The organism is Mesorhizobium xinjiangense (assembly GCF_009749525.1).
Lineage (GTDB): Bacteria > Pseudomonadota > Alphaproteobacteria > Rhizobiales > Rhizobiaceae > Mangrovimarina > Mangrovimarina xinjiangensis.
This window is the reverse complement of record NZ_WOAC01000006.1, coordinates 149813-171069: the sequence shown is the minus strand read 5'-3', so window position 1 is coordinate 171069 and position 21257 is coordinate 149813. Positions and strand designations below refer to the sequence as shown.

Here is a 21257-nt window from a genome sequence, read left to right as displayed (position 1 = left end):
GGCGTTATGTCGAGACCGCAGGCCACGCATGAAGTGCTCGTCGACGACGCCAAGGTTCGCGTCACGCGCTGGGATTTCGCGCCCGGCGCCGAGACCGGCTGGCACCGTCACGCAATGGACTATGTCATCACCACCTTGACGCCATGCCCCATGCTCCTGGAGGAGCCGGGCGGCGGCTCGCGCCGCACGGACATCGCGGCCGGCGTCAGCTATCGGCGCGACGAGGGTGTGGAGCACAATGTCGTCAATGCCGGCGAGGCGCCGATGAGCTTCGTCGAGGTCGAACTGAAATAAAGGGGAATACCAAACATGGCCGCACCGGGCGAGAATTTGCGGATCAATGCCGACCGTCTCTGGGACACGATCATGGAGATGGCCAAGATCGGACCCGGTGTGGCCGGCGGCAACAACCGCCAGACCGTGACCGACGAAGACGGCGAGGGCCGGCATCTGTTCAAGAAGTGGTGCGAGGATGCCGGCCTCGAAATGGGGCTCGATCAGATGGGCACCATGTTCGCGCGCCGCGAAGGGACGGATCCCGAGGCCCTGCCGGTCTATGTCGGCAGCCATCTCGACACCCAGCCGACCGGCGGCAAGTATGACGGCGTTCTCGGCGTCCTCGGCGGGCTGGAGATCATCCGCACGCTCAACGATCTCGGCATCAGGACGAAGCACCCGATCGTCGTCACCAACTGGACGAACGAGGAAGGCACGCGCTTTGCGCCGGCCATGCTGGCTTCGGGCGTGTTTGCCGGCATGCACGAACAGGATTGGGCCTACGACCGCACCGACCGCGAGGGAAAGCGCTTCGGCGACGAACTCGAGCGCATTGGCTGGAAGGGCAAGGAGGAGGTCGGCAATCGCAAGATGAAGGCGTTTTTCGAGCTTCACATCGAGCAGGGGCCGATCCTGGAGGACGAGGACATCGATATCGGCGTCGTCACGCACGGCCAGGGTCTTTGGTGGCTGCAAGTGACGCTGACCGGCAGGGAGAGCCACACCGGCTCCACCCCGATGCCCAAGCGGCGCAATGCCGGGCTCGGCATGGCGCGTGTCACCGAACTCGTCCACGAGATTGCGATGGACTATCAGCCCGACGCGGTCGGGGCGATCGGCCATGCCGAGATCTATCCCAATTCGCGCAACGTCATCCCCGGCAAGGCGGTTTTCACCATCGATATCCGCTCGCCCAACGAAAAGGTGCTCAACGAGATGCGTGCGCGCATCGAGGACGGCATCGCGACGATTGCCGAAGCGCTCGATATCGGCCACGCGGTCGAGCCCGTCGGCCATTTCGATCCCGTCACCTTCGACCAGGGATGCGTGAAAGCGGTGCGCGAAGCCGCCGGGCGTCTCGGCTACACGCATCGCGACATCGTGTCGGGCGCCGGCCACGACGCCTGCTGGATCAATCGTGTCGCGCCGACCGCTATGGTCATGTGCCCCTGCGTCGACGGACTGAGCCACAACGAGGCCGAGGAGATCACCAAGGATTGGGCCAGGGCGGGCGCGGATGTCCTGTTCCATGCCGTGGTGGAAACGGCGGAGATCGTTGAATGAAGGCAGCTTTGGCCGGATAATGCCGGCCATGACGTGAACCGACAGGAGGCCGCAATGGGCCGACCGAGAGAGTTGAGCGAAGAGGAACGCGAAGCGCTTCGAAAGGAAGGCTTCAGGCCTGTCGAAGTCTGGTTGCCCGACATCTGGTCGGACGAGGTTTGGGAACAGGTCTACAAGGATTGCGAACTTATTCGCGGGTCCGAGGAAGAAGCGGACGTGAATCTCTGGATCGAGGAGGCTGCTCGCGAGACGATGCGGCTGATCAACGAGATGGAAGAGGATGACAAGTGAAGCGCGGCGACGTGGTCATCGTATCGCTTCCGGGCGACTACGGGAAACCACGGCCCGCGGTCATCATTCAGAACGACAGGCTCGAGGGGAAACTGGAGAGCTACATCATCGCACTTTTGACGACCTTTGACGAGGGCGCCAAGGTGTTGCGGATCAACGTGAGGCCGTCGCCCGAAAATGGCTTGAAACGAGAATCGAAAGTAATGGTCGACAAGCTCTACGCTATCCCTGAACACCGGATACACCAGCACATCGGTACGATGGATGCCGCATCGATGCGCGGCATCGATCGTGCGCTGATGATCATACTCGACCTGGACCCTCTGGCTCGCGTACATCCCAGGGAATAGGCGGCCCAGCCAAATATGTAGAACGACGGACCGGACACAAAATGCCAAGGGGAACAAGAATGTCCAAAGTCATCAAGAACGGAACGATTGTCACCGCCGACCGTAGCTGGAAGGCGGACGTGCTGATCAAGCACGACAAGATCGTCGGCATCGGCCCCGACCTGCACGGCGATCACGAGATCGACGCCACCGGCTGCTATGTCATGCCGGGCGGCATCGACCCGCATACGCATCTGGAAATGCCCTTCATGGGGACCTATTCGACCGACGATTTCGAGAGCGGCACGCGCGCGGCCCTTTCGGGCGGCACGACGATGGTGATCGATTTCTGCATCTGCCAGCCAGACGGCTCGCTGCTCGACGCGATCAAGATGTGGGACAACAAGTCGACGCGCGCCTGCTGCGACTATTCCTTCCACATGGCCATCACCTGGTGGGGCGAGCAGGTGTTCAACGAGATGCCGGAAGTGGTCGACCGCGGCATCACCTCCTTCAAGCACTTCATGGCCTATAAGGGCGCCCTGATGGTCGATGACGACGAGATGTATTCGTCCTTCGAGCGCTGCGCCGAGCTCGGGGCGCTGCCCATGGTGCACGCCGAAAATGGCGACGTGGTCGCGCAGCTCCAGCAGAAGCTCCTTGCCGAAGGCAACAACGGGCCCGAGGCGCACGCCTATTCGCGTCCGCCGGAAGTGGAGGGCGAGGCGACCAACCGCGCCATCATGATCGCCGATACGGCCGGCGTGCCGCTCTACGTGGTGCATACGAGTTGCGAGCAGAGCCATGAGGCGATCCGCCGGGCCAGGCAGAAGGGCATGCGCGTTTTTGGCGAGCCGCTGATCCAGCATCTGGTGCTCGATGAGAGCGAATATGCCAATTCCGATTGGGATCATGCGGCGCGCCGGGTGATGAGCCCGCCCTTCCGCAACAAGCAGCATCAGGACTCGCTGTGGGCCGGACTGGCCGCCGGTTCGCTGCAGGTGGTGGCGACCGACCACTGCGCCTTCACAACCGAGCAGAAGCGCACCGGCGTCGGCGATTTCACCAAGATCCCCAACGGCACCGGCGGGCTCGAGGACCGCATGCCGATCCTGTGGACCTACGGCGTGGGAAAAGGGCGGCTGACGATGAACGAATTCGTCGCTGTCACCTCCACCAACCCGGCCAAGATCTTCGGCATGTATCCGAAAAAGGGCGCCATCGTCGAAGGCGCGGACGCCGATATCGTCGTCTGGGATCCCGAGGCCACCAAGACCATTTCGGCCAAGACGCAGAACTCGGCCATCGACTACAACGTCTTCGAAGGCATCGAGGTCAAGGGCCTGCCGAAATATGTGCTTTCGCGCGGCGAAATCGCGCTCGACAACGGCACGCTGCAGGCAAAGCCGGGCCATGGCGAATTCGTCGCCCGCGAACCCAACGCCCCGGTCAACCGGGCGCTGTCGAAATGGAAGGAGGTCACGGCGCCGCGCAAGGTGCAGCGCTCCGGCATTCCGGCGACGGGCGTTTGATGCACCATGACCGTCCACCAGCCAAGTATGGAAGGGGCAAGCGTGCAGCCAGCCTCGGGAAGTGTCGTTCAAGCCAACGGACTGGGTCTTACCTTCCAGACCAGTGACGGGCCGGTCGAGGCACTGTCCAACGTCGATCTGGGTGTCGGCAAGGGTGATTTCATCTCCTTCATCGGGCCGTCGGGCTGCGGCAAGACGACGTTCTTGCGCGTGATTGCCGACCTCGAACAGCCGACCGCCGGCTCGATCACGGTCAACGGCATGACGCCGCGCGAGGCGCGCAGGCGGCGGGCTTATGGCTATGTCTTCCAGTCCGCCGCGCTCTATCCCTGGCGCACGATCGAAAAGAACATCGCCCTGCCGCTGGAGATCATGGGCGTAGCCCGCGGCGAGAAAATGGAGCGCATCGCCCGGGTGCTCGACCTGGTCGACCTCAAGGGGTTCGGCAAGAAATTCCCGTGGCAGCTTTCCGGCGGCATGCAGCAACGCGCCTCGATCGCCCGGGCGCTCGCCTTCGATGCCGACCTGTTGTTGATGGACGAGCCCTTCGGGGCACTCGACGAGATCGTTCGCGACCATCTCAACGAGCAGCTCTTGAAGCTGTGGGACCGCACGAACAAGACCATCTGCTTCGTCACCCACTCGATCCCCGAGGCGGTCTATCTGTCGACCCGGATCGTGGTGATGAGCCCGCGGCCGGGCCGCGTGACCGACGTCATCGAATCGACCCTGCCGAAGGAGCGCCCGCTCGACATTCGCGAAAGCCCCGAATTCCTGGCGATCGCGCATCGCGTGCGCGAGGGGCTGAGATCGGGGCACAGCCATGAGGTGTGAGGTGTCTGTTTCCTTTCACCCCCCTCTGGCCTGCGGCAGGCCAGAGAGGGGTGGACATATCGGCTGTCTCGCTCGGGTGTCGCAATGAGCGCCGCTGCCGAAAGCCCAGTGGTCGACAGCGCTCCGGGCGTTGTTTCCCGCCTGACTGCCGGCAAGACCGTGCCCATCCTCGTCGTCGTCGCGGCGATTATCGCTATCTGGTACGCCTTTGCCGTCTATCTCAATGCGCCGGGCCAGATCGACGCCTATGAGCGGGCTGGCGAGGAGTGGACGGCGACGCAGTTCCTGCGCGATACGCTCGCCCAGGAGCGTCCGGTGCTGCCCAGCCCGCACCAGGTGGTGTCCGAAATCTGGAAGACGACCTTCACCATCAAGCCGAGTTCGAAGCGCAGCCTCGTATATCATGGCTGGGTGACGCTCTCGGCGACCCTCATGGGCTTCGCGATCGGCACGCTGCTCGGCATCCTGCTTGCCGTCGGCATCGTGCATCACCGGGCGATGGACAAGTCCGTCATGCCCTGGGTGATCGCCAGCCAAACGATTCCGATCCTGGCGATCGCGCCGATGATCATCGTCGTGCTCAATGCGGTGGGGCTCTCCGGGCTTTTGCCCAAGGCGCTGATCTCCACCTATCTCTCCTTCTTCCCCGTGGTCGTCGGCATGGTGAAGGGGCTGCGCAGCCCGGAGGCGATCCAGCTCGACCTGATGCACACCTATAACGCCAGCGGATTCCAGACCTTCTGGAAACTGCGCTGGCCGAGCGCCATGCCCTATCTGTTCACCTCGATGAAGATCGCCGTCGCCATCAGCCTTGTCGGAGCGATCGTCGGTGAAATGCCGACCGGCGCGGTCGCCGGGCTCGGTGCAAGGCTCTTGGCCGGCTCCTACTACGGCCAGACGATCCAGATCTGGTCGGCGCTGTTCGCCGCCGCCGCGATCGCCGCGACGCTGGTCGCGATTGTCGGCATCGCGCATCGCCTTGTTCTCAAGCGCATGGGGATGGCGGCATGAATGCGGGGCTTCTTCTCTTTGCCGTCGTCTTCTGGGCGGCCGCATGGGCGCTCAACGAATGGCTGGTGCGGCTGGAGCCGGCAGGCCGGACGCAGGCGCGGCTGATCGACCTTGCGGTGCCGGTCGTTTTCGGCGTCACGCTTCTGGTCATTTGGGAATGCATCGTGCGCGGCTTTTCCATTCCCTCCGTCCTGCTGCCGCCGCCGTCGATGATCGCAAGCCGCATCGCCGCCTCGGTGCCGACCTTGTGGGCGGACTTCCGCCAGACCTTCCTGAAGGCGGTGCTGATCGGTTATGCGCTTGGCTGTGGGGCAGGGTTCGTCGTCGCCATCCTGATCGACCGCTCGCCCTTTCTGCAGCGCGGGCTTCTGCCGCTCGGTAATTTCTTCTCGGCGCTGCCGATCATCGGCGTGGCGCCCATCATGGTCATGTGGTTCGGCTTCGACTGGCCGTCGAAGGCCGCCGTCGTCATCGTCATGACCTTCTTTCCCATACTGGTGAACACGGTGCAGGGGCTGGCGGCGGCGAGCGCCATGGAACGCGATTTGATGCGCACCTATGCCGCCTCCTATTGGCAGACGCTGTTCAAGCTGCGCCTGCCGGCGGCGGCGCCCTTCATCTTCAATGCGCTGAAAATCAACTCGACGCTGGCGCTGATCGGCGCCATCGTGGCGGAATTCTTCGGCACGCCCATTGTCGGTATGGGCTTCCGCATTTCAACCGAAGTCGGACGCATGAATATCGACATGGTGTGGGCGGAAATCGCGGTCGCCGCGCTCGCGGGTTCCGTCTTCTACGGCGTGGTGGCGCTTGCCGAAAGAGCCGTCACGTTCTGGCATCCGTCTGTCCGGGGAGGGTAGGCGGCACTTCAACGACATCAACTTCAGAGGGAAAGCAAAAATGAAAAGATTGATGATTTCCATGCTCGCAGGCGCCATGTCGCTTGCCGCTCACGGCGCTCTCGCCGCCGACGAGGTGACGCTGCAACTGAAATGGGTCACCCAGGCCCAGTTCGCCGGCTATTACGTGGCCGAGGACCAGGGCTTTTACGAGGAGGAAGGGCTCGACGTCGAGATCAAGCCCGGCGGTCCCGATATCGCGCCGGCCCAGGTGCTGGCGGGCGGCGGCGCCGACGTCATCATCGACTGGATGCCCTCGGCGCTGGCGACGCGCGAGAAGGGCGTGCCGCTGGTCAATATCGCCCAGCCGTTCAAGTCGTCGGGCATGATGCTGACCTGCCTGAAGGAAACCGGCATCACCAAGCCGGAAGATTTCAAGGGCCGGACGCTGGGCGTGTGGTTCTTCGGCAACGAGTATCCCTTCCTCTCCTGGATGTCGACGCTGGGTATCCCGACCGACGGCGGCGAGGACGGAGTGACGGTGCTCAAGCAGGGCTTCAATGTCGACCCGCTGTTGCAGAAGCAGGCCGACTGCATCTCGACCATGACCTATAACGAATACTGGCAGGTCATCGACGCCGGCATCCCGGCCGACGATCTCGTCGTCTTCAAATATGAGGACCAGGGCGTGGCCACGCTCGAAGACGGCATCTACGCGCTGGAAGACGATTTGAAGGACGAGGCCTTTGCCGACAAGATGGTGCGTTTCGTGCGCGCCTCGATGAAGGGCTGGAAATGGGCCGAGGAAAACCCGGACGAGGCGGCGATGATCGTGCTCGACAACGACGCCACGGGCGCCCAGACCGAAAAGCATCAAAAGCGCATGATGGGCGAGATCGCCAAGCTGACCGCCGGCTCCAACGGCGCGCTCGATGAGGCCGATTACGAGCGCACTGTGAATACCCTGCTTACCGGCGGTTCCGACCCGGTCATCACCAAGCAGCCGGAAGGCGCCTGGACGCACGCCATCACCGACAAGGCGTTGCAGTAGCCCGTAAAACCGGGACGATGAAGTATCGAAAAGGGGGCGGGCGACTGCCCCCTTCCTATTTGAGCTAAAGCTTCATCGTTTCGCGCTGGTTTCGGCGGAAGGCGGCCGGCGTGGCGCCGGTGTGACGGCGGAAGAAGCGGCTGAAATAGGCGGGGTCGGAAAAGCCGAGCTTGATGGCGATGGATTGCGCCGGCAGGAAGGTGAAGATGAGGTCGCGCCGAGCTTCCTCGACGAGCCGCGTGTTGACCAGTTCCTGCACGCTGTGGCCGGTCGCAGCGCGCGCGACGCGGTTGAGGTGGGCCGGCGACAATCCCAGCCGTTCGGCATAGAAGCCGACCGGCCTGTGCTCGCGGAAATGCGCCGCGACGAGCTGCAGGAGTTGTTCGGCCCGCGCGCCGTCCCGGTCGCCGGCGTTGCCGGCGCCTGCATCCGCGCTGCCAAGCGCACGGGCCAGGTCGATCAGGATCGTCGTCACCAGGGCTTCCAGCAGCATCGTCCTGGACGGACCGTGGCCCGCCATTTCGACGGCGATGCGCTCGAGATTGGCCACGGCATGGCGCGCCGCGTCGGACACGGCCGGCAGAAGGGCCAATTGCGGCGCGAAGAACGCGCCCGTCCGCTCGAATTCGCCCAGGGCGTCGAGCCGGTCGCGCATGATGGTGACCACAAGGCCCTGGATATCGCGCGAAAAGCGGAAGCCGTGCACTGCGCCCGGCGGCACGTAGATCAGCGTGCCGGCAGCAAAGGCATTCCACCGGCCGTCGCGCAATGCATCGCCGCTGCCGTTCGAAATGTACAAGAACTGGAAAAACGCCTCATGGCAGTGCGGGCGGATTTCCCAGTCGTGCAACCGGCTGCGTTCGGGAATCGTCTCGCAATGCAACCAAAACCCTTCGCTCTGGTCGCTGCCTTCGCCATAGAGCCGGTATGTGGGGACGGTGTGTCGGGCCGATCTTTTCTCGAGCATGATCGCAAAGTGCAAGAAGTTGCCAAAAATGTCCATTGATCGATGGCCTCCCGCGGCACAATTTGCCGTCACATTCAAGGTCGTGGGAGGACCATCATGCGTACCCAGGTCGCCATCATCGGCTCGGGCCCCTCGGGCCTGCTGCTTGGCCAGTTGCTGACCAATGCCGGCATCGACAATGTCATCGTAGAGCGCTCGACGAAGGAGCATGTGCTGGGCCGCATCCGTGCCGGCGTGCTGGAAGAGGGCATGTGTGCCATGCTTGACGAAGCCGGGGCGGGCGCGCGCATGCATGCCGAGGGCCTGCCGCATGACGGCGTCAATCTCGCCTTCGACGGGAGCCTGCACCGCATCGACCTCCATGATCTCACCGGCGGCAAGCGGGTGATGGTCTATGGCCAGACGGAACTCACTCAGGACCTAATGGACAAGCGCGAGGAGACCGCAGGGCAGACCGTTTACGAGGCGGCCGATGTCGTGCCGCACGATTTCGCCGGTGACAAGCCTTATCTGACCTATCGCAAGGACGGGGTGGAGCATCGCATCGATTGCGAGTTCATCGCCGGTTGCGACGGCTATCACGGCGCGGCGCGCAAAGCCGCCCCGGAAGCGCTGCTCAAGACCTATGAGCGCGTCTACCCGTTCGGCTGGTTGGGCATCATCGCCGAGGTGCCGCCGGTCAATGACGAACTGATCTATGCCAACCATCCGCGCGGATTTGCGCTGTGCTCAATGCGCTCGCAGACCCGCAGCCGCTATTACGTGCAGGTCCCGGCCGAGGAAAAGGTCGAGGACTGGTCCGACGAGCGCTTCTGGGACGAGATCCGCCGCCGCCTGCCGGACGAAGCGGGCGAGGCGATGACGACCGGGCCGTCGATCGAGAAATCGATTGCGCCGCTCAGATCATTCGTTGCCGAGCCCTTGCGCTTCGGCCGCATGTTCCTGGTCGGCGATGCCGGCCATATCGTGCCGCCGACCGGCGCCAAGGGGTTGAACCTTGCTGCCAGCGACGTACGCTATCTGTTTGACGCATTGCAGGAATTCTATCGCGAGAAGTCGCCGGCCGGCATCGATGGCTATTCGGCGCGCGCGTTGAACCGCATCTGGTTGGCGGAGCGCTTTTCCTGGTGGATGACGACGCTCATGCACCGTTTCCCCGATACGGGCGAGTTCGGCCAGAAGATCCAGCATGCCGAACTCGACTATCTGGTGCAGTCGAAAGCCGCCGCCACGTCGATGGCGGAGAACTATGTCGGGCTGCCTTACTGAACGGACCGCTGGTCGCCGGCAACCTGCCGCACGGCGCGCATGAAGGCGGTCAGGCCGGGCGTCGTTTCCTGATCGACGCGCATGGTCAACCCGACGGCACCGCGCGTCTCCGATGTGTCGATGGGCAGCGCGACGAGGGCGCCCGATTCCAGATCGTTGACGACGACGCCCTCGGATATGATCCACACGGCATCGCTGTCGCGCAAAAAGGCGCGGCCGAACGAGTCCGAGACGCTTTCGATGCGTGTGGCAGGTTCAGGCACGCCCTGGGCGATCAGCAACCGCTCGACGAAAGGCCGGATGATCGCTGTTCGCGTCGGCATGATGACCGGATAGGCGGCGATTGCCGCCGGGTCGGGCCTGACAACCCCGGCCAGAGGATGGCCGGCGCGCACGGCGAAGACGATCTGCTCGGAATAGAGATGCTCGAATGTCAGCCCGACCATGCGCTCGGGCGCGGCCAGCCGGCCGACGACGACGTCCAGTTCGCCATTGGCGAGCTGGTCGAGCAGCACTGCGTTTTCCCCCGTGACGATCTTGACCTGGGCGGCAGCCGAATCGAGCAGGATGGAGACGGCGCGCGGCATGATGCGCGCCGAGACGGTCGGCAGCGCGCCTATTCTCAGCGCCGGGGCGGACATGCGCGCATGCCGGACGGAATCGATGCCCTGGCGCAGGGCGGCGACCGAGGCGCCGGCGTGGCGCGCGAACGCCTCGCCGGCCGGTGTGATGCGGATGCCGCGCCCGTCGCGCTTAAACAGCGGCGCGCCCAGGGCTTCTTCCAGTTCGCGAATAGTGCGCGTCACGGCCGGTTGCGAGACGTGTAGCGCCTCGGCCGCCCGGCCGACGGCGCCGTGGCGGGCGACTTCGAGAAATGTCGTCAGGTGGCGGGTTTTGACCGGCATGCCAGTTCATATCAGTTTGGTTATGAAATTGGCAAGAATTTGCATTTTTCCTAACCGTTGCGATCTGTATATGCTGCGTCAATTCGAATGCCGGGAGCACAGCATGTCGGACCTTCCACCGAAATCCGCCCGATACGAGCAGGGCATGGCGACCCGCCGCAGCGTGCTGGGCGGCGCCCATGTCGACCGCGCCGAGGCCGCGAAGACGGAATTCGACGAGCCGTTCCAGGATCTCATAACCGAATCCGCCTGGGGGCATGTCTGGTCGCGCCCGGAATGGACCAAGCGCGAACGGTCGATCGTGACCATCGCGCTGCTCGCCGCGCTCGGCCATGACGAGGAGGTGGCCATGCATGTGCGCGCCACCGCCAATACGGGTGCGACACCGGCCGACCTTCGCGAAGCCATGCTGCATGTGGCAATCTATGCCGGTGTGCCGGCGGCGAACCACGCCATCAAGATCGTCAAGAGGACGCTGGCCGAGATGGAGGGAACGGCGCAATGAGGGAGAGAGCGGACATGTCCAACCTGAGACCGGAGACCGGTTCGTTTTTCCAGCGCGATCGCTCCTGGCAACCTCCGGCCTATACGCCGCAATACAAGACCTCCGTGCTGCGCTCGCCGCAAAAGGCCCTTCTGTCGCTCGACAACACGATCAGCGAGATCACCGGCCCGGTGTTCGGCCACAACATTTTGGGCGAGCTCGACGACGATCTGATCCACAATTTCGCGCAGCCCGGCGAAAGCGCCGTCGGCGAGCGCATCCTCGTCTACGGGCGCGTGCTCGACGAGCGCGGCAAGGGGGTGCCGGGCGCGCTCCTGGAATTCTGGCAGGCCAATGCCGGCGGCCGCTACCGCCACAAGAAGGACCAGTATTTCGCGCCGCTCGACCCGAATTTCGGCGGTTGCGGGCGCACGATCACCGGCGAGGACGGCTCCTATATTTTCCGCACCATCAAGCCCGGACCCTATCCGTGGCCGAACGGGATCAACGACTGGCGCCCGGCGCACATCCATTTCTCCGTCTTCGGCGATGGCTTCGCACAGCGGCTGATCACCCAGATGTATTTCGAGGGCGATCCGCTGATCTGGAAATGCCCGATCGTCAGCACCATACCGAGCCGCGAGGCGGTCGAAGGCCTGATCGCCGCGCTCGACATGGAGTCGACGATCCCGATGGACGCGATGGCCTACAAGTTCGACATCGTCCTGCGCGGGCGGCGTTCGACCATGTTCGAAAACAGGCTGGAGGGGAATTGAATTCGGCCGACCCGATGAATACACTGAATACAAGTATTCAGTGATTGGAGGATCGGATGCCCACGACGATCAGACTGGAACCGGAAATCGAAGCGCGGCTCGCTGCGCTGGCCAAGCGAACGGGCCGGACCAAGGCGTTCTATCTCCGCCAGCTCATCGAAAGCGGACTGGATGATCTTGAAGACTACTATGAGGCCGTGGAGATATCAGAGCGCATTCGCAGGGGCGAGGAAAGGACCTACTCATCTGCGGAAGTGAGGCGTGAGCTTGGCCTGGACGATTGAGTACTCCGAAAAGGCCAAGCGCTCCCTTCGCAAGCTCGATCGACAGATCTCGCGCCGTATCGCCGATTTCATGGACCATCGCGTGGCCATCGATGGGCCCAGAAAGCACGGCAAGCCGCTCCACGCGGCCCTCGACGGCTTCTGGTCGTATCGCGTCGGCGATTATCGGCTGATCTGCGAGGTCAAGGATGAGGTTCTGACAGTGCTGGTCGTCAAGATCGACCACCGCTCGAAAGTTTATCGCTGAGGGAAGAGACATGGTGCAATCGCTCAATCGCCTGAAGGAAAGCGCGTCGCAGACCGCGGGCCCCTACGTTCATATCGGCCTGACGCCGAATTTCTGCGACATCAACGGCGTTTACGAAACCGATCTCGGCATTGCCATGGTCAACGACAAGACCAAGGGCGAGCGCATTACGGTGAAGTCGCGGGTCATCGACGGTTCGGGCACACCGCTCAGGGACGCGCTGGTCGAGATCTGGCAGGCCGATGCCGACGGTCTTTACAATTCGCCGTCGGAAATGCGCGGCTCGGCCGATCCGAACTTTACCGGCTGGGGCCGCTGCCCGGCCCATATGGAGACCGGCGAGTTCGTCTTCGAAACGATCAAGCCGGGCCGGGTTCCGTTTCGCGACGGGCGGCTGATGGCGCCGCACATCACCTTCTGGATCGTCGCGCGCGGCATCAATCTCGGCCTGCACACGCGCATGTATTTCGGCGACGAGGAAAAGGCCAATGCCGAGGATCCGGTGTTGCAGCGCGTCGAGCACAAGGTGCGCGTGCCGACCCTGATCGCGCCGCGTGACGGCGATGTCTACACTTTCGACATCCATCTCCAGGGGGAGAAGGAAACCGTGTTCTTCGATATCTGAACCATGTCGCTTTCGCCCTTCGATCATCCTTTCCTTTCCGGGCTCCTGGGCGACGCCGAGGTCGGCGCGTGGTTGAGCGCGGAGGCCGACCTTGCCGCGATGCTTTCCTTTGAAAGAGCCTTGGCCGAGGCGGAGGCCGCCGAAGGCGTCATCGAGGCTTCGGCCGCCGCGATCATCGCCGAACAGCTGGCGGGCTTCGTTCCCGACATGGCAAAGCTCAAGGCCGGCCTTGGCCGCGACGGCGTGGCGGGACCCGAACTGGTGCGTCAGTTGCGCGAGCGCGTCGGCGGCGAGGCGGCGGCGTTTGTCCATTTCGGGGCGACCAGCCAGGACCTCGCCGACACCAGTCTGGCAATTCGTCTGCGCGCCATTCTCGAAATTTTTGGCCAAAGGCTGAACGGGCTGGCCGGTGCGCTGGCGGCGCTGGAAAAGCGTGACGGGGCGACCCGGACCATGGCGCATACGCGCATGCAGGCGGCCATTCCCGTTCCGGCGGCGCGCAAGATCAGGAGCTGGCGTGATCCGCTGGAGCGTCATCACGCCCATCTTTCCGGTGTGGCCGACGAGGTCTGTGTTCTCACCTTCGGCGGCGCGGCGGGCACGCTCGACAAGCTGGGCGAGAAAGGTCCGGCGGTGACACGCCGCATGGCGATCGCGCTGGGGCTGAAGGCGGTGGTCCATGCCCGCCACAGCGAGCGCGACGGCACGGCCGGTCTCGCCTCGTGGCTGTCGCTGGTCACCGGCAGCCTGGGCAAGATGGGCCAGGATATTGCCCTTCTGGCGCAAAGCGAGGTCGGCGAGGTGAAGCTCGCCGGCGGCGGCGGTTCATCGGCCATGCCGCACAAGGTCAACCCGGTCGGCGCGGAAGTGCTCGTCACGCTGGCGCGCTTCAACGCCACACTCGTTTCCGGCATGCACCAGTCGCTGGTGCATGAAAACGAGCGCTCGGGCGCGGCGTGGACGCTCGAATGGATGCTGCTGCCGCAGATGCTGCTCGCCACCGGCGCGGCGCTGAGAATTGCCTCGGAGGTGGTGGACGGCGTCAGCTTCGTCGATCGCGGCGCGCAGGCGTAGTGCGGCGAAGGCCGGGGCGATACGCATTGCAAAGACCGACGTAGCGGCGCTCACATCGCGTTCATCGTCAATAGCTCGTAGGCCGCGACTTCCTCGTCGTCCTGGTTGGTGACGGAAACGTCCCAGCGCACTTCGCCATACTCGTCGTTGCGCCGCGTCTTCTGCTTGGCCGTCAGCCGCACCCTGATCCGGTCGCCGGGTGAGACGGGTTTCAAGAAGCGCAGACTGTCGAGCCCGTAATTGGCCAGCACCGGGCCCGGCGCAGGGTCGACGAAGAGACCGGCGGCAAAGGACAGGATCAGGTATCCATGCGCCACGCGGCCGGGGAAGAACGGGTTGGCCCTGGCCGCGTCCTCGTCCATATGGGCGTAGAAGGTGTCGCCGGTGAAGGCGGCGAAATGCTCGATGTCATCCAGCGTCACCTCGCGTTCGGTGGTTTCGAGAGTCTGGCCGATCTCGAGTTCGCCGAAGCGCATGCGGAAGGGATGCTTGTCTCCGGCAATGGTCGAGGCGCCGCGCACATAGCGCCGGGTGATGCCGGCCAGAAGATCGGGGCTCGCCTGGACAGCGGTGCGCTGCATGTAGTGCATGACGCCGCGGATGCCACCCAATTCCTCGCCGCCGCCGGCGCGGCCCGGCCCGCCATGGACAAGATGGGGAAGGGGAGAGCCGTGGCCCGTCGCCTCGCGCCCCGTGTCGCGGTTGGCGAAATAAAGCCGGCCATGCCAGGCGCCAGACGCAAGCACGACCGCGCGTGCCACCTCCGGGTCGTGGGTGAAGACGGAAGCGACGAGCGAGCCGGCGCCGCGATTGGCCAGCGCCACGGCGTGGTCGAGATCGCGCCAGCCCATGACGGTCGAGACCGGGCCGAAGGCTTCCACAGAATGCACCTTGTCGGCACTGTCGGGGTCGTCGCAGGCAAACAGCATCGGCGGGACGAATGCACCCATTTCCGGATCGACGCCGTGAGGGGAAAAATCCTCCTGGCCGCCGAAGACGCGCTGCGCCTCGCTGGCGATGATCTCCGCCTTCTCAAGCACGTCGTCACGCTGGGCGAGGCTGGCAAGCGCACCCATGCGGGTTGTCTCGGCGCGCGGGTCGCCGACAACGGTTTTTGCAAGCTTGTCCGAAATCGCTTCGATCACCGCCGCGCGGTGCGCATTTGGCACGAGGATGCGGCGGATGGCGGTGCATTTCTGGCCGGCCTTGGCCGTCATCTCGCGATGCACCTCGCGCACGAACGCATCGAATTCGGCAGTGCCGGGTGCGGCGTCGGGGCCGAGGATCGTCGCGTTTAGCGAATCCTGCTCGGCCACGAAGCGCGTGGCGTTGGCCAGAAGATTGGCGTTGGCGCGCAGCATGCCGGCGGTTGCCGCCGATCCGGTGAAGGAGACGACATCCTGCGCGCCGAGCCGGTCGAGCAGGTCGCCGGTGTGGCCGGCGATGAACTGCACGGCGCCTTCGGGCAGAAGCCCCGATTCGACGATCATGCGGAAGGCGGCTTCGGCCAGCCAGGCCGTTGCCGAGGCCGGCTTGACGATCGCCGGCACGCCGGCAAGCAGCGTCGGCGCCAGCTTTTCCAGCATGCCCCAGACGGGAAAGTTGAAGGCGTTGATGTGGACGGCGACGCCGGTGAGCGAGGTCGCCACGTGCTGGCCGACGAATGCGCCGGTCCTGCCGAGCTGTTCCACGCCGCCGTCGACATAGACGACATCGTCGGGCAGTTCGCGCCGGCCTTTGGAGGAATAGGCGAAGAGCGTTCCGATGCCGCCGTCGATGTCGATCATGGAATCGGGCTTGGTGGCGCCGGTGTCGTAGGAGAGTTCGTAGAGCGCGTCGCGCCGCTCGTTGAGATATTTGGCGAGTTCCTTCAGCTTCGCCGCGCGCTCGTGGAAGGTCAGCGCTCTCAGCGCCGGTCCCCCGACGCTGCGCGCGAAATCGGCCATGGCGGCGAAGTCCAGTTGCGTGCCGATCTCGGCGACGGGACGACCGTCGACGGCGCTTCTGAGTTCAGACGTTTTGCCGGACGGGGCGACCCATTGTCCGGCGGCATAGCTGTTCAAGGGGATGATGGTCATGGGTAGGCCTCCGCACGTTCCGGGAAATTGCAGGTGGGAAGGATTGCGGTCATCTCAATTCACCCGCGCCGGCAGGTGCGAGAAGCCGCGAAAGCGTACGCGCCCGGTCCGCTCGGGCGCGCCGTCGAGGCGATAATCGGGAAAGCGCTGCAGGAAACGTGAAATTGCGATGCGACCCTCTATGCGGGCCAGCGAAAAGCCGGCACACAGGTGCGGGCCTTGCGCGAAGGCGAGATGGCGGTTGGGCTTGCGGGAAAGATCGAGCCGGTCCGGTTCGGCGAACTGGCGTGGATCGCGGTTGGCCGCGCCGATTGCGAGATGAATGCGCGTGCCCGGCGCGATCGTCTCGCCGTGGAAGCTGCATTCGGCCGCCGTCATGCGGTTGCCGAGCTGGTTGGGGCTTTGAAAGCGCAGGAACTCGTCGACTGCCGTGCCGATCAGGTCGGGCTCGTCCATCAGCCGCTGCCGCTCGCCGGGCCACAATGTCAGCTCGTTCAGCGCATTGCCGATCAGGTTGGTGGTCGTCTCGTGGCCGGCATTGAGGATGAAGATGCAGTTCTGCAAAAGCTCGACGTCGCTGAGCATTTCGCCGTCATTGCCGCGCAGCAGACGGGTCAGCACGTCGGTCGCCGGATCGCCGGGCGTCTTGCGCCGACGCTCCACGAGATCGGCCAGATAGGCCTTGAACTCGGTGACGGCGCGGTTGCCGTGCTCTTCCTGTTCGGGGGTGAGCACGGGCTCGAGCGCGCCGAGGATGGCGAGCGACCAGTCGCGCAGGGGCCCGCGTTCCTCATGCGGCATGACGAACAGATTGCCGATCACCTCGACGGGAATGGCGGCGGCGAAATCCTCGATCAGGTCGGCTTCGCCCCTGGCCGCGATCTGGTCGAGCAGGCCGTCGACGAGTGCAACGAGCCCGGGCTCCATCGCCGTGATCGCCCTGGGCGTCAGCGCGCCCATGATGATCCTGCGCACCCGCGTGTGGAGCGGCGGATCGTTGAAGACGAGGCTCGTCGTGTGGTGCTCGTAGAGCGGTGTTTGCCCGTATTTCGGCAGGAACTCCGCCTTCTTGTCGGAGGAAAAGGTGCTCGTGTCGCGGTAGACGCGGTCGAGGTCGTCATAGCGCGACAGCATGAGCGAGCCATCGGCAAACCGCTTCACCGGCGCGTGGTCGAGCAGCGCGCGATAGACGGGGAAGGGGTCTTCGGCGAAACCGGGCGGCAGGTGATTGATGTCGAATGCCTCCGCAAGGCCATCTGGCGCCTGCATGCTCTTCTCCTCCGCGTATCCTCCCGGCCTGTCGCCGGCCCATGGAAGTATTATTGACCGACCGGTCGGTTTATGCAAGTCTTCAATCGCAGATCGAGGAGGACAAGGGATGTGCGGGAGGGTCGTTGATGGCATTGTCTGCTGAAGAGATCGCACAAAAGAGCGCCGAGGCCATGTGGGCGCGCGACGATGCGTCCAAATGGCTGGGTGCCGCGCTCGAGGCGGTCGGGCCGGGCACGGCCACCATGTCGATGGGCGTCGAGCGCCACCACACCAATGGCCACGACATCTGTCATGGCGGCTACATCTTCACGCTCGCCGATTCCGCCTTCGCCTTTGCCTGCAATTCCTACAATCGCATCGTCGTCGCGCAGCACAACTCGATCACCTTCGTCGCGCCGGGCATGCTTGGAGACCGGCTGACCGCAATCGCGAGGGAAGTGACGCGTTTCGGCCGTTCGGGCATCTACGATGTGAGCGTGGCCAACCAGGACGGCAAGCTGATCGCCGAATTCCGCGGTTCGTCGCGGATGATCGACGGCACGCATTTCAACGAAGAAGAGGTCTGAGAGCGGGCGAATAATCGACGCTGCAGGGAGGAGCACCATGAAGGACCTGGCCCCACGAAAAGAAGAACTCGATCCGATCGAGATCGCCTCGCGCGACGAGATCGCGGCGTTGCAGCTTGAGCGTCTCAAATGGTCGCTCGCCCATGCCTATGGAAATGTTCCTCACTACAAAAAGAGCTTCGATGCGGCGGGGGTGCACCCCGACGATTTAAAGACGCTCGCGGATCTGGCGAAATTTCCCTTCACGGTGAAAAGCGACCTGCGCGACAATTATCCCTTCGGCATGTTCGCCGTGCCGCGCGAGAAGGTGGCGCGCATGCACGCTTCCTCCGGCACGACCGGCAAGCCGACGGTGGTCGGCTATACGAAGAACGACATCGAAGTCTGGGCACAAATGGTGGCGCGCTCCATGCGGGCCTCCGGCACGCGACCCGGCGACGTCGTCCACGTCGCCTATGGCTACGGTCTTTTCACCGGCGGGCTCGGAGCGCATTACGGCGCCGAGAAGCTCGGATGCACGGTGGTGCCGGTCTCGGGCGGCATGACGGCGCGGCAGGTGACGCTGATCGAGGATTTCCGGCCGACCACCATCATGGTCACGCCGTCATACATGCTGTCGATCCTCGACGAATACCGCGCACAAGGGCTCGATCCTCGACAAAGCCCGCTGCAGGTCGGCATTTTCGGCGCCGAGCCGTGGACGAATGCCATGCGCGCGGAGATCGAGCAGGATTTCGACATGCATGCCGTCGACATTTACGGCCTGTCGGAAGTGATGGGGCCGGGTGTGGCCAATGAATGCGTGGAGACAAAGGACGGATTGCACATCTGGGAAGATCATTTTTACCCGGAGATTATCGATCCGGTAACGGGCGAGCCGGTCGCCGACGGCGAAAAGGGCGAGCTCGTCTTTACCTCGCTGAGCAAGGAAGCCTTTCCGATCATCCGCTATCGCACGCGCGATCTCACCCGGCTTCTGCCCGGCACGGCGCGCTCCATGCGGCGCATGGAAAAGATCACCGGGCGCTCCGATGACATGATGATCCTGCGCGGCGTCAACGTCTTTCCGACCCAGATCGAGGAGCAGATCCTGGCGGTGGACGGGCTGGCGCCGCACTTCCAGGTCGAGCTCATGCGTCAGGGGCGCATGGACGAGATGATCGTCCATGTCGAAGCCGATCCGGCCCACGCCGCGGCCGAGGCACGCGCGGCCTGCGGCGCCGACCTGTGCCAGCGTATCAAGGACACGGTCGGGGTGACGGTGCGGGTCGATGTGTGCGACCCGGCATCGGTGGTGCGCAGCCAGGGCAAGGCGCAGCGCGTTCTCGACAACCGGCCGAAGGGGTGAAAGCGATGGTCGCGTCAATGCCTCCTTCTACCCTCCCCCTTGAGGGGTGGGTCGACGAGACGGCTTCGCGTAGCGCAGGCGGCGAGGCGGGGTGGGGGTGGACAGGTCCACGGCCTCCGTCTGGAGACCCCCACCCCGGCGCTGCGCGCCGACCCTCCCCTCAAGGGGGAGGGTAAGATGGCCCGCACGCGCGCCAAGGACTATGACGACAAACGCCGGGCGCTCTTGCACCAGGCGGCGAGCGTTTTCGCGCGCGACGGGTATGACCGCGCCTCGATGGCCGGGCTGGCGGCGGAATGCGGCGTGTCGAAGGCGCTGCTGTACCACTACTACGCCTCCAAGGAGGCGCTGCTGTTCGACATCATCAACACCCATCTGGAGGCGCTGGTGGAAACGGTCGAAGATGCCGACCGGCCGGACCTGCCGCCCGAAGAGCGCCTGGAAGGGCTGGTGGCGGCGCTTCTGGAGAGCTATCGCGACGCCGATGCCGAGCACAAGGTGCAACTCGGCGCGCTGCAGCAACTGCCTGGGCCGGATCAGGCCGAACTGAAGGCGCTGGAACGCCGGCTGGTGGACCGTTTCGCCGCGGCGATCAGGGCGGTGGAGCCGGAAATCTTCGACGGGACGCCGCTTCTCAAGCCGGTGACGATGAGCCTGTTCGGCATGCTCAACTGGTTCTACATGTGGTTCCGCGAGGGCGGTCCGGTGAGCCGCCGCGATTATGCCAGGCTGGCCACGCAGCTCCTGCTCGGCGGCGTGGCGAACATCGCGCGCACGCAACTTGTCAGATCGCGCTGACGGTCATTTGATTTCCACCGGTCATGCTGGCGTCGTAGGTTGCCGCCGCAACAAGGGTACGGCAACCCACGGAGGAAATACCATGAGCGCTTTGGAACCCGCGGAAATCTTCGAGCGCATTTCGCGCCGCCGCTTCATGACGGGGGCCGGAGCCCTCGCCGCCATGCCGTTTCTCGACTTGAAGGCCCTGGCGCAGGTCGGCCAGCCTTTTCAGTTCACCCAGGGTGAATTCGACATTACCGTCCTGAGCGACGGAACCCTGACGCTGCCGCTCGAGGTGTTGGCGCCTGATGCCACGCCCGAACAGCGCGACGAAATTGCCGCAGCGATGGGATGGGCGGACAAGATGGCGCATCCGGGCACGAACATTCCACTGATTCGCGCTGGCGACGATTTGATCCTGGTCGACGTTGGCTCGGGCGACAAGTTCCAGCCCGAAACGAGCGGCGAACTGGCCGCTAATCTCGAAGCGGCGGGCATTGATCCAGCATCCGTCACCAAGGTCGTCTTCACGCACGCCCATCCCGATCATGTCTGGGCCACGGTCATGGAAGGCGGGGAACTGCGCTTTGCCAACGCATCCTACCATGTCGGCGGTGCCGAATGGGATTTCTGGATGAATCCGGACATATTCAGCCAGATGCCTGATGCGATGCATGAATTCGCCCGTGGCGCGCAACGCGATCTCGCTGCGGTCGAAGATCGGGTGACGATGGTCAAGGCGGGCGACGCGATCGTTCCGGGACTTTCGGTTGTCGACACGCCCGGCCATACGCCGGGCCACATCTCGCTTGAGGTCGCGGGGGGTGATGGTCTCATCATCGCAGGCGACGTGACGCCCAACGAGATCATCTCGCTGCGGAACCCGGACTGGAAGTTCGGTTTCGATGCCGATCCCGACATGGCGATCGCGACCCGCAAGTCCCTGGTCGACCGGGCGGCTACGGACGCGACGAAGGTGCTCGGCTACCATTTCACCTATCCGGGCGTCGGTATGGTAGAAAAGGACAGAGCCGGCTACCGTTTCGTCGCCGCCTGACACTGGTGATGACTGCCGCCGGTCGGCGTGCGCGGGCGGAGGCAGCTTGCCAATCCGCCCGCCGGCGTGCCATTCGAA

24 protein-coding genes are annotated in these 21257 nt (G+C 64.2%); 20 read left to right on the top strand and 4 right to left on the bottom strand.

The features are described from left to right. Nucleotides 1-6 precede the first annotated feature (6 nt). The 9 genes from GM909_RS09095 to GM909_RS09055 all read left to right on the top strand — a co-directional run bounded on the left by GM909_RS09095 (nucleotide 7) and on the right by GM909_RS09055 (nucleotide 7447). A complete protein-coding gene (locus GM909_RS09095) occupies nucleotides 7-294 on the top strand; it encodes a cupin domain-containing protein (RefSeq protein WP_157016016.1) in 288 nt (95 codons plus the stop codon). A 15-nt stretch (nucleotides 295-309) separates the two neighbouring features. Further along, nucleotides 310-1560, top strand: a complete 1251-nt coding sequence (locus tag GM909_RS09090) for a Zn-dependent hydrolase (RefSeq protein ID WP_157016015.1) — start codon at nucleotides 310-312, stop codon at nucleotides 1558-1560. Between the two features lie 54 nt (nucleotides 1561-1614). Beyond that, a complete protein-coding gene (locus GM909_RS09085; RefSeq protein ID WP_157016013.1) occupies nucleotides 1615-1851 on the top strand; it encodes an antitoxin MazE-like protein in 237 nt (78 codons plus the stop codon). After that, entirely contained in the window at nucleotides 1848-2201 is a 354-nt protein-coding gene (locus GM909_RS09080) for a type II toxin-antitoxin system PemK/MazF family toxin (RefSeq protein WP_157016010.1), read from the top strand. Before GM909_RS09085 ends, GM909_RS09080 begins: the two co-directional genes overlap by 4 nt. A 59-nt stretch (nucleotides 2202-2260) precedes the next feature. Then, entirely contained in the window at nucleotides 2261-3712 is a 1452-nt protein-coding gene (gene hydA / locus GM909_RS09075) for a dihydropyrimidinase (protein WP_157016008.1), read from the top strand. Nucleotides 3713-3754: 42 nt separating this feature from the next. Beyond that, nucleotides 3755-4546 carry an ABC transporter ATP-binding protein gene (locus tag GM909_RS09070; RefSeq protein ID WP_157016006.1) on the top strand — a complete coding sequence of 264 codons (792 nt, stop codon included), beginning with the start codon at nucleotides 3755-3757 and terminating at the stop codon, nucleotides 4544-4546. Between the two features lie 84 nt (nucleotides 4547-4630). Then, complete coding sequence (locus GM909_RS09065; protein ID WP_157016004.1) at nucleotides 4631-5557, top strand: ABC transporter permease; 927 nt, start codon at nucleotides 4631-4633, stop codon at nucleotides 5555-5557. Then, the gene (locus tag GM909_RS09060; protein ID WP_157016002.1) at nucleotides 5554-6417 is read left to right on the top strand and encodes an ABC transporter permease; all 864 of its coding nucleotides are present in this window, start codon (nucleotides 5554-5556) and stop codon (nucleotides 6415-6417) included. Before GM909_RS09065 ends, GM909_RS09060 begins: the two co-directional genes overlap by 4 nt. Before the next feature lie 40 nt (nucleotides 6418-6457). After that, the gene (locus tag GM909_RS09055) at nucleotides 6458-7447 is read left to right on the top strand and encodes an ABC transporter substrate-binding protein (protein ID WP_157016000.1); all 990 of its coding nucleotides are present in this window, start codon (nucleotides 6458-6460) and stop codon (nucleotides 7445-7447) included. A gap of 64 nt (nucleotides 7448-7511) precedes the next feature. On the opposite strand, the gene GM909_RS09050 is transcribed toward GM909_RS09055, so the two are convergent. Then, complete coding sequence (locus GM909_RS09050; protein WP_235911770.1) at nucleotides 7512-8450, bottom strand: helix-turn-helix domain-containing protein; 939 nt, start codon at nucleotides 8448-8450, stop codon at nucleotides 7512-7514. Nucleotides 8451-8510: 60 nt separating this feature from the next. Between GM909_RS09050 and pobA the strand changes: the two genes are divergently transcribed. Beyond that, entirely contained in the window at nucleotides 8511-9683 is a 1173-nt protein-coding gene (pobA, locus tag GM909_RS09045) for a 4-hydroxybenzoate 3-monooxygenase (RefSeq protein ID WP_157015998.1), read from the top strand. Here pobA and pcaQ read toward each other — a convergent pair. Further along, nucleotides 9677-10588, bottom strand: a complete 912-nt coding sequence (gene pcaQ / locus GM909_RS09040) for a pca operon transcription factor PcaQ (RefSeq protein WP_157015996.1) — start codon at nucleotides 10586-10588, stop codon at nucleotides 9677-9679. The two genes, pobA and pcaQ, sit on opposite strands and share 7 nt — an antisense overlap. A gap of 103 nt (nucleotides 10589-10691) precedes the next feature. On the opposite strand from pcaQ, the gene pcaC reads away from it, so the two are divergent. The 6 genes from pcaC to GM909_RS09010 are packed head-to-tail and all read left to right on the top strand — an operon-like array spanning nucleotide 10692 to nucleotide 14078. Then, nucleotides 10692-11093, top strand: a complete 402-nt coding sequence (gene pcaC, locus GM909_RS09035; RefSeq protein WP_157015995.1) for a 4-carboxymuconolactone decarboxylase — start codon at nucleotides 10692-10694, stop codon at nucleotides 11091-11093. 14 nt (nucleotides 11094-11107) lie between these two features. Then, nucleotides 11108-11848 (top strand): protocatechuate 3,4-dioxygenase subunit beta, encoded by a 741-nt coding sequence (pcaH, locus tag GM909_RS09030; protein ID WP_157015992.1) that lies wholly within the window; start codon nucleotides 11108-11110, stop codon nucleotides 11846-11848. Between the two features lie 56 nt (nucleotides 11849-11904). After that, on the top strand, nucleotides 11905-12132 hold the full coding sequence (relB, locus tag GM909_RS09025; protein ID WP_157015990.1) for a type II toxin-antitoxin system RelB family antitoxin: 228 nt from the start codon (nucleotides 11905-11907) through the stop codon (nucleotides 12130-12132). Beyond that, on the top strand, nucleotides 12110-12379 hold the full coding sequence (locus tag GM909_RS09020; protein ID WP_328600450.1) for a type II toxin-antitoxin system RelE family toxin: 270 nt from the start codon (nucleotides 12110-12112) through the stop codon (nucleotides 12377-12379). Before relB ends, GM909_RS09020 begins: the two co-directional genes overlap by 23 nt. Nucleotides 12380-12389: 10 nt before the next feature. After that, nucleotides 12390-13004 carry a protocatechuate 3,4-dioxygenase subunit alpha gene (gene pcaG / locus GM909_RS09015; RefSeq protein WP_157015986.1) on the top strand — a complete coding sequence of 205 codons (615 nt, stop codon included), beginning with the start codon at nucleotides 12390-12392 and terminating at the stop codon, nucleotides 13002-13004. 3 nt (nucleotides 13005-13007) lie between these two features. Beyond that, nucleotides 13008-14078, top strand: a complete 1071-nt coding sequence (locus tag GM909_RS09010) for a 3-carboxy-cis,cis-muconate cycloisomerase (RefSeq protein WP_157015985.1) — start codon at nucleotides 13008-13010, stop codon at nucleotides 14076-14078. A 50-nt stretch (nucleotides 14079-14128) separates the two neighbouring features. Here the strand turns inward: GM909_RS09010 and paaZ are convergent, their stop codons facing one another. Together paaZ and GM909_RS09000 are read right to left on the bottom strand one after the other, a co-directional pair. Further along, the gene (gene paaZ / locus GM909_RS09005; RefSeq protein WP_157015983.1) at nucleotides 14129-16156 is read right to left on the bottom strand and encodes a phenylacetic acid degradation bifunctional protein PaaZ; all 2028 of its coding nucleotides are present in this window, start codon (nucleotides 16154-16156) and stop codon (nucleotides 14129-14131) included. Nucleotides 16157-16210: 54 nt separating this feature from the next. Next, on the bottom strand, nucleotides 16211-17425 hold the full coding sequence (locus tag GM909_RS09000) for a cytochrome P450 (protein ID WP_157015981.1): 1215 nt from the start codon (nucleotides 17423-17425) through the stop codon (nucleotides 16211-16213). Between the two features lie 128 nt (nucleotides 17426-17553). Between GM909_RS09000 and paaI the strand changes: the two genes are divergently transcribed. The 4 genes from paaI (at nucleotide 17554) to GM909_RS08980 (ending at nucleotide 21179) form a co-directional block, all read left to right on the top strand. After that, entirely contained in the window at nucleotides 17554-17994 is a 441-nt protein-coding gene (gene paaI / locus GM909_RS08995) for a hydroxyphenylacetyl-CoA thioesterase PaaI (RefSeq protein ID WP_157015979.1), read from the top strand. Between the two features lie 37 nt (nucleotides 17995-18031). After that, entirely contained in the window at nucleotides 18032-19342 is a 1311-nt protein-coding gene (paaK, locus tag GM909_RS08990) for a phenylacetate--CoA ligase PaaK (protein WP_157015977.1), read from the top strand. A 177-nt stretch (nucleotides 19343-19519) separates the two neighbouring features. Beyond that, the gene (locus GM909_RS08985; RefSeq protein WP_157015975.1) at nucleotides 19520-20140 is read left to right on the top strand and encodes a TetR/AcrR family transcriptional regulator; all 621 of its coding nucleotides are present in this window, start codon (nucleotides 19520-19522) and stop codon (nucleotides 20138-20140) included. Nucleotides 20141-20222: 82 nt separating this feature from the next. Next, nucleotides 20223-21179, top strand: a complete 957-nt coding sequence (locus GM909_RS08980) for an MBL fold metallo-hydrolase (protein ID WP_157015973.1) — start codon at nucleotides 20223-20225, stop codon at nucleotides 21177-21179. The last annotated feature ends 78 nt before the right edge of the window (nucleotides 21180-21257 follow it).

Bases quoted from the DNA above. Each gene is read 5' to 3' on its own strand.
- GM909_RS09000 (WP_157015981.1), bottom strand. From the start codon at position 17,425: ATGCAGGCGCCAGATGGCCTTGCGGAGGCATTCGACATCAATCACCTG.
- GM909_RS09010 (WP_157015985.1), top strand. From the start codon at position 13,008: ATGTCGCTTTCGCCCTTCGATCATCCTTTCCTTTCCGGGCTCCTGGGC.
- hydA (WP_157016008.1), top strand. From the start codon at position 2,261: ATGTCCAAAGTCATCAAGAACGGAACGATTGTCACCGCCGACCGTAGC.
- GM909_RS09055 (WP_157016000.1), top strand. From the start codon at position 6,458: ATGAAAAGATTGATGATTTCCATGCTCGCAGGCGCCATGTCGCTTGCC.
- paaK (WP_157015977.1), top strand. From the start codon at position 18,032: ATGAAGGACCTGGCCCCACGAAAAGAAGAACTCGATCCGATCGAGATC.
- GM909_RS09065 (WP_157016004.1), top strand. From the start codon at position 4,631: ATGAGCGCCGCTGCCGAAAGCCCAGTGGTCGACAGCGCTCCGGGCGTT.
- GM909_RS09090 (WP_157016015.1), top strand. From the start codon at position 310: ATGGCCGCACCGGGCGAGAATTTGCGGATCAATGCCGACCGTCTCTGG.
- GM909_RS09050 (WP_235911770.1), bottom strand. From the start codon at position 8,450: ATGGACATTTTTGGCAACTTCTTGCACTTTGCGATCATGCTCGAGAAA.
- GM909_RS09060 (WP_157016002.1), top strand. From the start codon at position 5,554: ATGAATGCGGGGCTTCTTCTCTTTGCCGTCGTCTTCTGGGCGGCCGCA.
- GM909_RS09085 (WP_157016013.1), top strand. From the start codon at position 1,615: ATGGGCCGACCGAGAGAGTTGAGCGAAGAGGAACGCGAAGCGCTTCGA.
- pcaQ (WP_157015996.1), bottom strand. From the start codon at position 10,588: ATGCCGGTCAAAACCCGCCACCTGACGACATTTCTCGAAGTCGCCCGC.
- GM909_RS09095 (WP_157016016.1), top strand. From the start codon at position 7: ATGTCGAGACCGCAGGCCACGCATGAAGTGCTCGTCGACGACGCCAAG.
- GM909_RS08980 (WP_157015973.1), top strand. From the start codon at position 20,223: ATGAGCGCTTTGGAACCCGCGGAAATCTTCGAGCGCATTTCGCGCCGC.
- pcaC (WP_157015995.1), top strand. From the start codon at position 10,692: ATGTCGGACCTTCCACCGAAATCCGCCCGATACGAGCAGGGCATGGCG.
- relB (WP_157015990.1), top strand. From the start codon at position 11,905: ATGCCCACGACGATCAGACTGGAACCGGAAATCGAAGCGCGGCTCGCT.
- paaI (WP_157015979.1), top strand. From the start codon at position 17,554: ATGGCATTGTCTGCTGAAGAGATCGCACAAAAGAGCGCCGAGGCCATG.
- pcaH (WP_157015992.1), top strand. From the start codon at position 11,108: ATGTCCAACCTGAGACCGGAGACCGGTTCGTTTTTCCAGCGCGATCGC.
- pobA (WP_157015998.1), top strand. From the start codon at position 8,511: ATGCGTACCCAGGTCGCCATCATCGGCTCGGGCCCCTCGGGCCTGCTG.
- paaZ (WP_157015983.1), bottom strand. From the start codon at position 16,156: ATGACCATCATCCCCTTGAACAGCTATGCCGCCGGACAATGGGTCGCC.
- GM909_RS08985 (WP_157015975.1), top strand. From the start codon at position 19,520: ATGGCCCGCACGCGCGCCAAGGACTATGACGACAAACGCCGGGCGCTC.
- pcaG (WP_157015986.1), top strand. From the start codon at position 12,390: ATGGTGCAATCGCTCAATCGCCTGAAGGAAAGCGCGTCGCAGACCGCG.